The sequence below is a fragment of the Candidatus Bathyarchaeia archaeon genome, assembly GCA_038873195.1.
Classification (GTDB): Archaea; Thermoproteota; Bathyarchaeia; order Bathyarchaeales; family Bathycorpusculaceae; genus DSLH01.
In genome coordinates this window covers 243,357-257,331 of the sequence record JAVZEV010000001.1, presented here as the reverse complement: position 1 = coordinate 257,331, position 13,975 = coordinate 243,357, and the positions used below count along the sequence as shown (strand labels likewise).

General features: G+C 42.9%; 14 protein-coding genes. 6 read left to right on the top strand and 8 right to left on the bottom strand.

Going from position 1 to position 13,975, the window contains the following annotated elements; translation table 11 throughout:
- Nucleotides 1–40: 40 nt before the first annotated feature.
- Complete coding sequence (locus QXW63_01395) at nt 41–403, bottom strand: hypothetical protein (protein ID MEM3460553.1); 363 nt, start codon at nt 401–403, stop codon at nt 41–43.
- A gap of 143 nt (nt 404–546) precedes the next feature.
- On the opposite strand from QXW63_01395, the gene QXW63_01390 reads away from it, so the two are divergent.
- A complete protein-coding gene (locus QXW63_01390; GenBank protein ID MEM3460552.1) occupies nt 547–1,101 on the top strand; it encodes an HDIG domain-containing protein in 555 nt (184 codons plus the stop codon).
- A gap of 3 nt (nt 1,102–1,104) precedes the next feature.
- On the opposite strand, the gene QXW63_01385 is transcribed toward QXW63_01390, so the two are convergent.
- Nucleotides 1,105–1,968 (bottom strand): DUF362 domain-containing protein, encoded by an 864-nt coding sequence (locus tag QXW63_01385; protein ID MEM3460551.1) that lies wholly within the window; start codon nt 1,966–1,968, stop codon nt 1,105–1,107.
- A 198-nt stretch (nt 1,969–2,166) separates the two neighbouring features.
- Between QXW63_01385 and QXW63_01380 the strand changes: the two genes are divergently transcribed.
- Together QXW63_01380 and QXW63_01375 are read left to right on the top strand one after the other, a co-directional pair.
- Nucleotides 2,167–3,027: a 3-hydroxyacyl-CoA dehydrogenase family protein gene (locus QXW63_01380; GenBank protein MEM3460550.1), complete on the top strand. Its 861-nt coding sequence runs from the start codon at nt 2,167–2,169 to the stop codon at nt 3,025–3,027.
- Nucleotides 3,028–3,041: 14 nt separating this feature from the next.
- Nucleotides 3,042–3,824, top strand: a complete 783-nt coding sequence (locus tag QXW63_01375) for an enoyl-CoA hydratase-related protein (GenBank protein ID MEM3460549.1) — start codon at nt 3,042–3,044, stop codon at nt 3,822–3,824.
- Nucleotides 3,825–4,004: 180 nt separating this feature from the next.
- Here the strand turns inward: QXW63_01375 and QXW63_01370 are convergent, their stop codons facing one another.
- Nucleotides 4,005–5,069 carry a hypothetical protein gene (locus QXW63_01370; GenBank protein MEM3460548.1) on the bottom strand — a complete coding sequence of 355 codons (1,065 nt, stop codon included), beginning with the start codon at nt 5,067–5,069 and terminating at the stop codon, nt 4,005–4,007.
- Between the two features lie 336 nt (nt 5,070–5,405).
- Nucleotides 5,406–6,851, bottom strand: a complete 1,446-nt coding sequence (locus tag QXW63_01365) for a tryptophanase (protein MEM3460547.1) — start codon at nt 6,849–6,851, stop codon at nt 5,406–5,408.
- Between the two features lie 149 nt (nt 6,852–7,000).
- On the opposite strand from QXW63_01365, the gene iorA reads away from it, so the two are divergent.
- Together iorA and iorB are read left to right on the top strand one after the other, a co-directional pair.
- Nucleotides 7,001–8,884 (top strand): indolepyruvate ferredoxin oxidoreductase subunit alpha, encoded by a 1,884-nt coding sequence (iorA, locus tag QXW63_01360; GenBank protein MEM3460546.1) that lies wholly within the window; start codon nt 7,001–7,003, stop codon nt 8,882–8,884.
- A 13-nt stretch (nt 8,885–8,897) separates the two neighbouring features.
- Nucleotides 8,898–9,506, top strand: a complete 609-nt coding sequence (iorB, locus tag QXW63_01355; protein MEM3460545.1) for an indolepyruvate ferredoxin oxidoreductase subunit beta — start codon at nt 8,898–8,900, stop codon at nt 9,504–9,506.
- Nucleotides 9,507–9,521: 15 nt separating this feature from the next.
- On the opposite strand, the gene QXW63_01350 is transcribed toward iorB, so the two are convergent.
- From QXW63_01350 to tuf, 3 genes are all read right to left on the bottom strand, one after another.
- Nucleotides 9,522–9,869, bottom strand: coding sequence for a hypothetical protein (locus QXW63_01350; protein MEM3460544.1), 348 nt, complete (start codon nt 9,867–9,869; stop codon nt 9,522–9,524).
- 9 nt (nt 9,870–9,878) lie between these two features.
- Nucleotides 9,879–10,589, bottom strand: coding sequence for an ERCC4 domain-containing protein (locus tag QXW63_01345; protein ID MEM3460543.1), 711 nt, complete (start codon nt 10,587–10,589; stop codon nt 9,879–9,881).
- 126 nt (nt 10,590–10,715) lie between these two features.
- Nucleotides 10,716–12,020, bottom strand: coding sequence for a translation elongation factor EF-1 subunit alpha (gene tuf, locus QXW63_01340; protein MEM3460542.1), 1,305 nt, complete (start codon nt 12,018–12,020; stop codon nt 10,716–10,718).
- A 173-nt stretch (nt 12,021–12,193) separates the two neighbouring features.
- Here tuf and QXW63_01335 point away from each other — a divergent pair, with 173 nt between their 5' ends.
- Complete coding sequence (locus QXW63_01335; protein ID MEM3460541.1) at nt 12,194–13,369, top strand: TGS domain-containing protein; 1,176 nt, start codon at nt 12,194–12,196, stop codon at nt 13,367–13,369.
- A gap of 18 nt (nt 13,370–13,387) precedes the next feature.
- On the opposite strand, the gene QXW63_01330 is transcribed toward QXW63_01335, so the two are convergent.
- Nucleotides 13,388–13,975, bottom strand: coding sequence for a 30S ribosomal protein S7 (locus tag QXW63_01330; GenBank protein MEM3460540.1), 588 nt, complete (start codon nt 13,973–13,975; stop codon nt 13,388–13,390).

Sequence of the window (13,975 nt, the reverse complement as noted above, 5' to 3'; positions counted from 1 at the left end):
TCTTTAGCTATAGTAAAAAGCACCAAGCAATGCCCAGAAATCAACCTAAATATAAGACCGCAACAGCCAAAAGCACTAATAACGCTCCAACAAACATGCAGACTATTCCAAAGGAAACTTGCTTTTTACGTTGCTCCCTTAAATAATCTGCATATCCGCCAGGACTTGCGTACAGAGATTGCCAACGTTCCATGCGTAGCGCTGAATAGCCGGATGCGATTAAAGCGCCTATTCCAAAGACTATTATTCCCTCAAAGAAAAGTAAGTCGCTGAAAACAACTTTTGCGGGTTTGTTTCCCCAGAAAGAGCTTCCGCTCGTAAAAAGAACAATGAGAACATCAAAAATAAATATGCATAGAACAACTATGCCTATTTTCTTCCATGATTCAAGATTTAGATCCATGTTCACTAATTTATGTGCATTCACGAGACATATATCTTTATTGCATGAAACTCTTTTATATCTAAGAAAATCTGCAATCTTGTTATATATTACTTCATGCTTCTTTTCTTTTGAAATGTTTAAATTAGGGTTAATGTGATGTTATGTTAACTCGAAACGAAGCGCTTAAGCTAGTTAACAATAATGTTTCAAAAAAGAATGTTTTCTTTCATATGCTTGCAGTTGAAGCCATAATGCGGGGTATAGCGAAATATTTGGGCGAAGATGAAGAGCAATGGGCACTTATAGGATTGCTACATGACATTGACTATGAAAAGACTGAAGCGACACCAGAAACGCATAGTCTGCTAACTGAACAAATTCTCAAAGGGCTCGTTCCAGAAGAGCTTATTAAGGCTATTAAGGCGCACAACTTTCGCTATACTGGTGTTATGCCTGAGACAAAGATGGAGAAGGCGTTAATTGCCAGTGATGCAATTTCGGGGTTGCTGGTTGCATGTGCCTTAGTAATGCCGTCGAAGAAGGTGGCGGACGTAAAAGTGGAGACTGTTGCGAAAAAGTTTAAGGACAAGGATTTTGCGAGAGGGGCTGAAAGAGAACGTATACTTGTCTGCGAAGAAATTGGGATTCCGAGAGAGAAGTTTTTTGAGATTGCGCTTAACGGACTGAAAGCGGTAGCGTCTGAAATAGGTTTATGATTTCTATTCGCTTATAACCGCGTATTCCTGCTCGTTCTTAACGCCCAACCCAAGCTCCACGGCTCTATGTATTTGTGTATAACTCCACGGGTCTTCTTTCAGACTAGCGCCCTCGTAGCCTTCAATAATTCTTAATGCTTCAACATCGATGGCTACTCTGTCGCCAGAAGCAAGCACAATGTTTGGTTCTCGAAGTTCGCCACATGCTGGTCCACCATTTATGAAACACTTTCTTCCATCCATTATTATTAGGCTTGGACGCACAACAAGGTTCAAATCAGCAATTTTCTCTTCCAAATGCCTCATGTGCAAAAGCATCCGCTCGCTCGGCTTCATAAAACCAACAGCCAATTTTAAGCTCAAAGTGAACTTTGCAAACTTATGCGCTTTCATACAGCACACGTAAACAAGTTTCGTTGCATTCAATGCAGTTTCGGGTAAACTGACTGTTTTGAGGCATTTGCCGCCCGTGGGGACTTTAACCCATCTGCCTTCGTCAAAAAATACCAACTCAGCACCTGCTTCTTCTGCCTTACTTAGCATTCCAGTTTCCTTGAACACGTTTCTCGTGTGAAGCGAAAACATAGAAGACTCGCCAACAACAACCTTTCCAGCACCATGCTCAAACAACAATTCAATAACTGCCTTAACAAATTCTGGGTCGCTGGATGCAGGCGGAGGGTCAGCAGTGTTAAAATTAGGCTTCAAAAGAACATCATCGCCTTTTTTAATGGCTTTGTTGAAGCCGCCAATCAAGTTTACAGCTTTCAAAATGCTTTCCTTAACATTTGCGGTACCGCTTACTTTGCTAACTAAAGCTTTGCCGTCTTTCACGTATGAATTCATTTTAGACTTGCCAATCGCCATGTGGTTCGCCATAATAACACTAACAAAACAAATGGTGCTTGAAAATTTTAGCTTTTCCACCAGAAAATCTAAGGACGTAGATGCTCTAACTTACGCGAAAACTTGCGCGTTGACGCTTAAATATTCCGTTTTTGTTTGAAAAACCTTTTTAACAAAACAACCAGCAAATATTTCTCAAACATGAAAGGTGAAAATGTTATGGAAGTTAAGAAAATCGCAGTTTTAGGCGCGGGTTTAATGGGACACGGCATATGTCAAGTAGCCGCGCAGTCCGGATACGAAGTAAACTTGCGTGACATTGAACAACGCTTCGTAGACAACGGCATGCAAATGATAAAAACTAGCCTACAAAAGTTCCAAGCAAAAGGGCAACTAACAGAAGCGCAAGTCAACGAAATCCTTGGCAGAATACACCCTACGGTGGACTTGAAAAAAGCAGTTTCTGATGTGGACCTTATTATTGAAGCAGTGACAGAAAATGTTGAACTCAAAAAAGCCACATACCGCGAAGTGGACCAATACGCGCCATCCCATGCAATAATTGCCTCAAACACTTCGTCAATAAGCATAACCGAATTGGGCTCAACAACCAAACGTCCAGAAAAAGTCTGCGGAATGCACTTCTTCAACCCGCCACAACTAATGAAGCTCATCGAGGTCATTAAAGGCGCAAAAACTTCCGAGGAAACCATACAAACAGTGCTTGCGGTTGCGCAGAAAATGGGAAAAGAAACCGTTCTAGTCAAGAAAGATTGTCCCGGCTTCATCGTGAACCGTATATTAATTCCAGCCTTAAACGAGGCAGTCGCCTTATACTGGGAAGGCGTGGCTGACAGAGATGACATAGACAAAGCCATAAGGCTGGGCTTAAACTGGCCCATGGGACCGCTGATGCTTTTGGATTACATAGGGGCGGACACGACATTGGCAATCGCGGAAATTTTGGAGAAGGAAATAGACCCGAAGTTTCATCCACACACTGGATTGAAGCAGATGGTTAAAGCGCAGTTGCTTGGAAGAAAAACTGGTAAGGGCTTCTACGATTGGACACAAAAATAGGAGTGCATGCAAAAATGGAGTTTAAACTTATAATTTACGAGAAAAGTGAAGGCGTAGCCACAATCACCTTAAACCGTCCGGAAGCATTAAACGCGTTCAGCAGAGAAGTTGTAGAAGAGGTTTTGCAAGCTGTAGAAGACGCTCGAAATGACGAGAATGTGCGCGTTGTTGTGTTAACTGGCGCCGGCGAAAAAGCGTTCTCAGCGGGCGCGGACATTAAAGCCATGAAGGGCATGAACGCGTTGAAAGCGAGAGAGCTTTCTTTGATGGGTGAAAAACTCTGTCTTGCATTTGAAAATTTGGAAAAACCCGTCATAGCCGCAATAAACGGTTACGCTTTGGGCGGCGGCTTAGAAGTTGCCATGTCATGCGACTTGCGTATTGCTTCGGAAAACTCTAGGATGGGACAAACAGAAATCAATATTGGCTTGATTCCTGGTTGGGGTGGAACGCAGCGGCTTACGCGTTTGGTGGGTGTTGGAAAAGCCAAAGAACTGGTCTATACTGGAAAGATGATTGATGCAAAAACGGCTGAGCAGCTTGGTATTGTGAACATGGTTGTTCCCGCTGACAAGTTTCGAGAAACTGTGAGGCAATTTGCTTTGGAGTTAGCGTCAAAAGCTCCTGTAGCGCTTAAGGTTGCTAAAGCATTAATCAATAAGGGTTCAGAGATAAGCTTGGATGCTGCGTTGGCTTTGGAACGGGAAGGCTTCGGTGTGGTTGCGTCGACAGAAGACTTGCAAGAAGGCGTTGCGGCGTTTACAGAGAAAAGAAAACCAACATTCAAAGGCAAATAAACATTTATCCTCATTCTTTTGTTTATTTTGTCAAACAAGATAAAAAGGTGGCAGTCTGTGGTTTTATTGTTTTAGCATGTTGCATCCTTCGATTGTGAAGATGTAGGCTTGTATTTGACTAGTTGGGTATGGCATTAGAAAGGTTGATTATAGTAAAGGCAGATATTCTATGGCGACTTTTCACGCTTCATCACTTTGCGTTGTAACTGTAACAGTGTATATGAATTCGGCTGAGCCTGCATCAATTTTTATATACCACCAGCCTGTTTCTTCGATGTTCAATGTTAGTTGACTTAATGTTTCATTTACACGGCAGACAAGGCATGCTTCAATTTGCTTTTTTGGGCTGTAAACATACATTTCTATTCCTGCTTTGTCAAGATAGTTTAGTTGAAAGTTTGCTGTGGTACCTTTTTGTAGCCAAACTTTATAGTAATCCACAATGTCATTGCCAAGACTATAGTATTCTATGTAGGCTCTGCGGGTTTGGTTTACGCTTAATTCTTCTGCAGTTTCGAAACTGTTGTTGTCATCCGGAAAAACCTTCAGCACGAAAGGCTGAATAACCCTCTTGTAGACCGTGCCATTAAAATATGTAAATTGGATGTCTATTTTCAAAGTGTGAGTTTGATTATATGGACTGTAAAGGATCCAATAGAAGATTCTCCAGAAACTTGCCTCTCTCGGCGCGTTTAGGCCTATCATGTTGAAGTAAGCCTTTTGTTTTCCCCGCAGACCGTGGGCGTAGCTGACTGGGGAAAGCCAGCTAAACGTAAAGGTCATATTGTCATAGTCGTTAAGGCTGCGCTGAAAACTATAAAAGGATATTTTTGAGGATTTTTCACGATCTTCCAGGAAGCTTACATTTCCATAGGTAATATAACCGCTTGGAAGGGAGATGTTTGCTGAGACGCTTATCCAAAGAACTTGGCCACCAAATGGAGAATCCCAAGCGCCATCCCAATCTCCAACGCAAGTATAAATCGTCACCCTCGAACTCATAAGATAATCGCTGCCACAAAAAGCCGCCGTAAGATTCTCCCACTCAAGATTCTCTGTAACCCCAGCAGTGTACGCGGGTCTTTCAAATTCCCACCTAACCGGTTCCAACGTTGCTGTCTCAGCTATTGTCTGCGGCTCGCTTGTTCTCTCTGTCAATTTAAACGTCACAAACAAACCCACCGGCACCACTATTATCGACAACAAAACCACAGTTTTCCAAGTTTTAAAGTTTGGAATCTCCATGGAATCGCCTTTGCCTTCGACAATGGCGCAGCATTAGCAATGAATACAATTGTGCAGTTAACCCATATAAGACTTATGGAACCCACATATAGAAGAATCAAAAAGTAAAATAACACATTCCCAAAACACCACCAAAAAGAAAACTCCAACAAATCACCCTTCTTTTTCGGCTTCTTCAAAAAACATTCTACAGAATATTCCATAGGATATCTCATAGGAAACCAAAGTAGTAGCAAGTTAAACTACAAACAGAAAAATAACCACTAGCAAATTTGAATATAAATAAAAAGAGCGATGCCAGTTTGACGTTAAAAAAAGAATAGTGTTGGAAAGAGTTTAGTGGTCGCCTATTTCTTTTTTGCATACTTCAGCTAAGTTTCTTCCCCAGTTGTCTAAAGCTTCTAGTTTTCCAAGGAAGAAACGCAACACTGGTGGTTCAAAAACGAATTTTAAGCCTTTCACTAAGTTTCTATGCTTATAAAGCCAGTTTATCCTATCCACCGCGTATTCAATGTGTGATATGGTGTAGACTCTTCTTGGAAGCGCAAGCCTCGTCAATTCCAAATCAGCGAAGACTTCCTTTCCATCCTTGTCTCTTTCCATCGAAATTGTGCCTCTTTCCATGCTCCGAATGCCCGAAACAATGTAAAGCGCAGCAGTCAACGCGCCAGCTGGATACTCTGATTGAGGAATGTGCGGCAAAAACTTCTTTGCGTCCAAGTGGCAAGCCAACCCGCCTGGAGGTGTAACTACTGGAATTCCGGTTTCCTTCAGTCTATTTACAAAGTATTTTATTTGTTCTATTGCACAGCCAGCCATTTCTAAGTCTACCATCTCGCGCATTCCTACAGCCATGGCGGCGACTTCCCTTTGAGACATTCCGCCGTAAGTGAAGAAGCCTTCGTAAACTGGAAGCCAAGGCTGCAACTTTTCAAACAGTTCCTTATTGTTTGTTGCTATGCAGCCGCCTCTGACGCACGTGTTTTTCCTTCCACTCATGTAGAAAATATCAGCGTAACTGCACATTTCTTTGACTATTTCCGCGACTGTTTTGTTTTCGTAGCCTTTTTCGCGTTGCTTTATTAAATAGGCGTTTTCGCTGATTAGGCTTCCGTCTAAAACGAGGATTAAGCCGTGCTCCTTACAGATTTGTTTGATTTCCTTGAGATTCTGCATTGAGAATGGTTGACCGCCAAGAAGGTTAGTTGTTGCTTCCATGCGCACGTAAGCTACTTTTTCTTTTCCATACTTTTTAATCACGTTTTTCAGTTTTTGTGGGTCCATGTTGCCCTTAAACGGGTTAGTGCTTTCCGTTTTCAACGCTTCATCATAGTAAATTTCTAAGCATGCGGCTCCACCAGTCAATTCAATGTGAACCTTAGTTGTAGTAAAATGATAGTTTGTCGGAACCACGTCGCCGGGTTTCGCGAACACTTTGGAGATTAAATGTTCCGCGGCTCTTCCTTGGTGAACATTCATCACGTATTTGTATCCTAAAACGTCTTTTACTGCGTCTGCGAACTCGTAAAAGGTCATGCTGCCTGCGTAGGCGTCGTCAACCCGCATCATGGCAGCGTATTGGTTGTCACTCATCGCGTTTACGCCACTGTCAGTGAGCATGTCGAGAAACACGTCTTTAGTCTTAAGCTGGAAAGTGTTGTAGCCCGCCTCTTCTATGGCTTTGAGGCGCTGGTCAACTGGCGGCAAAGAAATTTTTTGCACCATCCGCGTCTTGTGCATTTCAATCGGGATTTCTTTTCCATTAGACAATTTTATGGACATGATGACAAACCTCACGAATGAAAGCTGTGTATCCTAATCGCGTTTTAATAATTCTTTCGGTTCAAGATTGCTTTTCGCGTTGAATCACCAAAAGTTATATTTGAAGCCAAAAGAATGAACGACTTCTACACGAGCTGAGGAGAAAATGTTTGCCTGATTCACGTTTACTATTGCAAGATGCGCCAAATAAACGGGCGCTTTTGCTTGGCAACGAAGCGATAGCCAGAGGAATCTTAGAAGCTGGCATAAGCGTGGTAACCACTTATCCTGGCACGCCGGCGTCTGAAATAGCGGATTCGATCAGTGAAATTGCGGCTGAAGCGGGCGTTTATATGGAGTATTCAATTAACGAGATGGTTGCCGTAGAAGTTGCTGCGGCAACTGCAAACTGTGGTGTGCGGTCGCTTTCTGCAATGAAGCATGTAGGATTGAATGTTGCTGCAGACGCGCTTGTGACGTTGGCGTATATGGGTGTAAAAGGCGGATGCGTAATTGTCACGGCAGACGACCCAGAATGTTACAGTTCCCAGAACGAGCAAGATAACCGTTTTTACGCTTTGCTTGCGAATCTTCCATGTTTGGAGCCTTCAAATGCTCAAGAAGCCAAAGACATGACAGTTTCCGCGGTTGAAATTTCAGAAAAATTAGAGCTTCCAGTTTTGCTTAGAACCATGACTCGTGTAAGTCACACACGTGGACCAGTAATTTACGGCAAGCTTACGAAGCCAAACCTCAAAGGCGAATTTGTCAGAGACATAAAACGCATGAATTTGGTTCCAGCAAATTCCAGACCAATGCATACTGTTCTACTGAAGAAAGCGGAGAAGGCTAAGGAACTCAGCGAAACATTACAATATAACACCATAATACGCAAAAGTAAAAGCGGCAAGCTTGGCGTAATCTCTGCAAGTGCAGCGTTCAACTACGCCATTGAAGCTATAGACGCGTTAGATTTAGACGCCAGCGTCCTCAAACTAGGCATGACGCATCCACTGCCAGAAAAGCTGATAGGAGCTTTCTTGAAGAAACACAAGAAAATCGTTGTTGTTGAAGAGCTTGAGCCTTATCTGGAAATGCAAGTTAAAGCCATAGCTAAGGATTACGCTCCAAACGTGAAAATTTATGGGAAAATGAGTACGCCGTATTTTCCAAGAGACGGCGAACTTTCTACACGTACAGTAGTGGTTGGCTTAGCAAAGATAACAAGAAGAAAATTGCCAATAAACTTTGAAGAGATTGATAAGAAATATGCTGAAGTTTTGAAGGATTTGCCGCGTAGACCGCCAATCTTATGCGCTGGATGCCCTCACAGAGCCTCATTCTACGTGATAAAGAAAGCCACTGATGGCAAAGCAGTTTATCCAAACGACATAGGCTGCTACGCTTTAGGATTTGCGCCGCCACTAAGCATTGGTGATGGCTTCTTGTGTATGGGCTCAAGCGTGAGCATGGCGCAGGGCATAAACAAAGTGACAGGAAAAGACACTATTGGAATTATTGGCGATTCAACATTTTTCCACGCAGCCATTCCAGGATTAATCAACGCCGTCTACAACAACCACAAAATAACCTTAGCAGTTTTAGACAACCAAACAACCGCGATGACAGGACATCAGCCACACCCAGGAACCGGCGTGACAGGCATGGGCGTTCCAACAGAAAAAGTGCTAATTGAAAAAGTCGCTGAAGGATGCGGCGTAAAATACGTCAGAGTTGTTAACCCATTCAAAGTTAAAGAGGCAACGGCAGTTTTGAAGGAAGCCTTACAACATTCCGGTCCTTCCGTTGTTGTTTTTCGTTCTCCTTGTGCCTTAATGGTGGTTAGAGATAGGAGACGCAAGGGCGCAAAAATAATGGTTTGCAAAATAACCGAGGAATGCACGAATTGTATGGCATGCATTAAATTGTTGGGTTGTCCAGCTTTGGTTTTGGTAGATGGAAAAGCGGGCATTAACGAGGCTCTTTGTATTGGGTGCGGGTTATGCGCTTCGGTTTGTCCATACCAAGCTATAAAATGTGAGGAGATAGGTTAAAGAAGTGTTGGAAATGAAGGAATTCAACATTGTTTTGACTGGAGTGGGCGGACAAGGCATACTTCTAGCAGCGGAGATTCTTGGAACAGCAGCTCTCAAAGAAGGGTTGAATGTTCGAGTAAGCGAGATTCACGGGATGGCGCAGAGAGGCGGAGCAGTAGTTTCCAACGTGAGAATTGGAGAAAACGTTTTGGCTTCCACGTTTCTAGATGGAAAAGCAGATGTACTTTTAGGATTTGAGCCTTTAGAGACTCTACGCAGTGTGAATCTCGCTTCGGAAAAGACAACAGTTATAATGAGTGATGAACGGATTACGCCAACCGAACTCACCGCGAAAAAGATGGAATACCCAAGCTTGAAAGAAATAATCAACAAAATTTGCAGTTTCACAAAAAACATCATCATCGTAGAAGCTGCAAAACTAGCGAAAGAAGCCGGAAACATCCTAACAGAAAACGTCGTGTTAATCGGCGCTTTAGCTGCCACGAAAAAGATGCCAGTAAAAGACGAAAGCATCATAGAAGCTTTGAAAGAGCTTGTGCCCACCAAACATTTAGACACGAACATTAAAGCATTCAAACTTGGCTACGAATACGTACAGAAATATAAGCCAAAACTTTAAGCGGCTTCGACCGTTCTATTTTTGCTCGTTTTCGTTTTCATTTTTCAAAATTGCTTCAAGAATGCTCTTGAAGATTTTCATGTCTGAAACGTTAACTATTGGAAGCTGAAGGCTCTTTTCCACTTCGTAGATTTTCTCGTATTTCGGAAATTTCGCGTAGCAGATTTGGCTTATTGGAAATTCTTTCTTCTTCAGCTCATGCTCGAAGGATTTCTCGTAAACTTCCAAGCATAAAACATATCCGTCTATCCAGTAAAGCCTATTCGCGCCGAATGTTGTGGCGCACCATACGATGTCGTTGACTGAGCGTTTATCTAAGCCTAGTATGCTGACTTTTCGCGTCGGAGAAACTTCCACGTCCATATTGCTTTTTCACCCTCTGAAAGGAGTGTTTAGCACTTCTTTAACTTTGCCGCTTATTACTGGTCCAAGTCCATATACTGTTTTAGGCCAATCGTCCACATTTATCAGCGCGTTTAGGGGTGTCTGGTAGGTCTTGAGGATCGATATGGCTTTTTCTCTTCCAACCAGTGGCAAACTTGCAATCAAGTATATTTGAGCATCTTCTATTGTTTCGCACTTTTTGATTGGATGAATCGTTGGATGCCTTTTTTCAACTATTTGCTCTTGGCGGGCGGCAACGTATAGAAAATCCACTGTTTCCTTGTATGAGGTTGTATTGACCATGGCTATGCCGTTTTTTGCGAGGTTAAACATGGCGCCCCAAACCGAAACCGGCTGGATTCGGCTGAACTTGTAAATTATTGGCAGATACCCTTCCAAAACGATTAACGATTTAGGATAAACCTCTTTCAGCTTAAACAATTGCTCGAAAAGGTAACGCCTAGTAAGCGTATAGACAAAGTCTTGAACAGTTTTTCTTTCCACAGCACACATATCAGATAAAATGTAGTCGCCTTTCTCTAAAGTTTCAATTTTAACGTTGACACCGCGTTCCCTAAGACCTTTAACAATTTTTGCCGCCGTATTCGCCTCGCGACTGTCAACAATTATTGTTGGCTGTTCTTGCTCTTCGGTTTTCTTTTCCTTCAAATATGGAAGCAACGTTTCAGTTCCAGACATAGCACCAACTCTCTTTTTAAAGGCGTCACATGAGAACTTAGGGTTACTTATTGATAAAACTTGAGCATAACACGAGAAACTATGAAAAATGTGAAATACAAATATAAAAATAGAAGAAAAGAAATTTTATGGTCCTTTCTTCGTAATCTCTTTAACCACGCCGGCAGCAATCGTTGTTCCCATGTCTCTCACTGCGAACCTTCCAAGCTCGGGAAATTCAGTGTAAGTCTCGATGGCGATTGGATGTAAAGGCTCCATTCTCACCCAAGCTGCATCTCCCGTCTTTAGAAATGTCGGCTTTTCTTCTACAACTTGTCCAGAACGTGGGTCAATCTTCTTTATCAGTTCAGTGAATCGGCATGCAACTTGTCCCGTGTGATAGTGCAGAACTGGTGTGTATCCGGCCGCAACAGCCGTCGGGTGATAGATGACAATTATTTGTCCGATGAACTCTTTAGCTACTGTTGGCGGATTTGTAACGTGTCCACAGACGTCTCCGCGGCGAATGTCCGTTTTTGCAATGCCTCTGACGTTGAATCCAATGTTGTCGCCTGGCTCAGCTTTGGGTATTCTTGTGTGGTGCATTTCTAAAGATTTCACTTCGCCTTGCTTGTTTGCTGGCATGAATATGACAACGTCGTTTTCTTTCAACGTTCCTGTTTCCACTCTGCCTACTGGAACTGTGCCTACGCCAGTAATGCTGTAAACGTCTTGAATTGGAATGCGCAATGGTTTGCCTGTTGGTTTTGGAGGAACCTCGAAAGTGTCTAAAGCATCAATTAATGTTGGTCCAGTGTACCAGGGCATTTTGTCGCTTTTCTTGACAAGGTTGTCGCCCGTCCAGCCGGATGTTGGCACGAAGGGGATTTTCTCAACTTTGTAACCAACCATCTTAAGCATTCTTGAAACTTCATTTTTGACTTCGTTGTATCTGTCTTGGCTCCAGTTGACAGAAACATCATCCATCTTGTTAATGGCTACAACCAGTTGGTTAACGCCCAAGGTGAAAGCCAAGAACGCGTGCTCTCGGGTTTGTCCGCCAGGTCCGATGCCAGCTTCGAATTCGCCTCTTTTTGCTGAAACAAAGAGTATTGCACCGTCAGCTTGGCTTGCGCCTGTTATCATGTTTTTGACGAAGTCTCTGTGTCCCGGCGCGTCGATAACTGTGAAGTAGTATTTTTTGGTTTCGAACTTTAGGAATCGAAGGTCAATTGTTAAGCCTCTTTCTCTTTCTTCTTTTAGATTGTCGAGAACCCATGCGAACTTGAAGGTTTCTTTTCCCATTTTTTTGGCTTCTTCTTCGAAAGCCTTTATTGTTCTGTCGTCTACGGCTCCTGCCAAGTATAGCAAGTGTCCTGTGGTTGTTGATTTTCCATGGTCAACGTGTCCCATGATTACTAGGTTTAAGTGCGGCTTTTCTGGTCTGCTCATTCTTTTTCCTCCTTATTTTTAATTTTTCTCCTCTAAATTTTAGTGAATTCGTTTACACAACTGTTCATTCAATTATTTTAATCTTTTTATGATACTGCGGCTTGATGAGTATGATGTTGTGGAAACAAATATTAGAGTAAAATTTCGAAATCAGTATTGGACGCGTTTGGTTTATGCCGACAAATTTGCCTCCTGACGCAAAAAAGAAATGGGCAGAGGTTGAAGCTACAAAGAACTCACGGGAAAGGCTTCAGCGAATGCAAGAGTTTCTAAGCTTAGTTCCGAAGCACAAGGGCACTTTGAAGCTTCGGGGTCAAATAAAAAAACAGATTGCAGTGATGCGCAAGGAAATGGAAGAGAAGAAGCGAAAGCGTGCTGGAAAGGGCGGACCGAAATATTTTATAGAGAAGGAAGGCGCGGCTCAAATTGTGCTTTTGGGCGTGACGAATGTCGGGAGAAGCAGTTTGCTTGGTGCAGTTACAAACTCGAAAGTTGAAGTTTCAGCGGCGCCTTACACCACGCGAGAGCCTGTTCCTGGAATAATGAATTTTGAGGATGTTCAATTTCAGCTTTTGGAAGCGCCAGCGTTGATGGAAGGTTCTGCAGAAGGTAGAGCGTGGGGGCTTCAAACTTTAGCTTTGGCACGAAACGCTGATGGATTAGTTTTGATGGTGGATTTGTCGCAGAACCCCGTGGAGCAGTTGTCTCTTGTTTTGGGCGAGTTAGAGAAAGCGCGGATTCTCGTTAGCAAACCCAAGGCGAAGGTGGAGATTGAGCGGAAGTTTATGGGTGCTGGTTTGCGGATAATTGTTTTTGGTAGGCTTGTTGACTGTAGTTTCCGTGATGTTGAGGAACTTCTGAAAAGCTATCGGATTGGAGACGCTGTAGTGAAGATTTCGGGCGAAGCTACGCTTGATGAGGTTGAAGATGCCATTTTTGAGAATACTGTGTATAAGCCGGCGGTTGTTGTTGCGAACAAGATTGACTTGGCTGGAGCAGAAGAAAATCTCATGTTTTTAAGGGCTTATGTGGGCGAAAAACTGCCAATTCTTGCAGTCTCGTGCAACAATGGATACGGCTTAGACAAGTTAGGTGAAACTTTATTCAAGACACTTGAGATTATACGGGTTTACACTAAAGAGCCGAACGTGAAAGACTATTCCACGAAGCCCTTCGTCTTAAAAAAGGGCGCAACAGTTTACGATTTAGCCAAAAACATTCACAGCGACTTCAAAGAAAACTTTTACTTTGCGAAAATTTGGGCGAAACGCCTTACTTTTAGTCCACAAAAGGTAGGAGCATCGTTTGTTTTGGAAGACGGAGACATCGTTGAGATTCATCTAAAATAATTAAAAGCGTCCATGTTGCTATCTTGATGCTTGGGCTACTCTTTCTGTTTCGTGACGTTTCGACACCGCGTAGCTTTTCATGTCATGGTTCGCAGCCAAAATAAGCTCCTCTGCAAGGCATTCTTCTATTGAACGCGGATTGTTTATCGACGCTTGTCTTGCTCCTTCGCAAATGTTTCTTAAGGCTAAGTCTACGCGTCTTTGTGGAGCGATGTCTACTGATAAGTGGTAAACTATTCCGCCGTAGCTGATGCGTGTCGTGTCTTCGCAAGGCGCAGAATTCTCCACAGCCCGCACAAGCACTTCTATTGGATTTTTGCCTGTGCGTAAATGGATGATTTCAAACGCGTGTTTTACGATGTTCATGGCTTTCGCTTTTTTGCCCGCGTTTTTTCCCGGACGCATCAAATTGTTTACTAAACGTTCAACTATGTTGACATTTGCTTTGCGAAAACGCGTGTGTTCATGTCTTCCCATACTGTGCGGAACAACAAGCGGTTTCAAAGAAATATACCGTTGTAAACCTAAATCCTTAACCTGAATGTCTTTGTAACTCCATTTCTCAAAAAATTTAATTTCCTTCTCTTCTTGTTGCTTCTGGCTCAA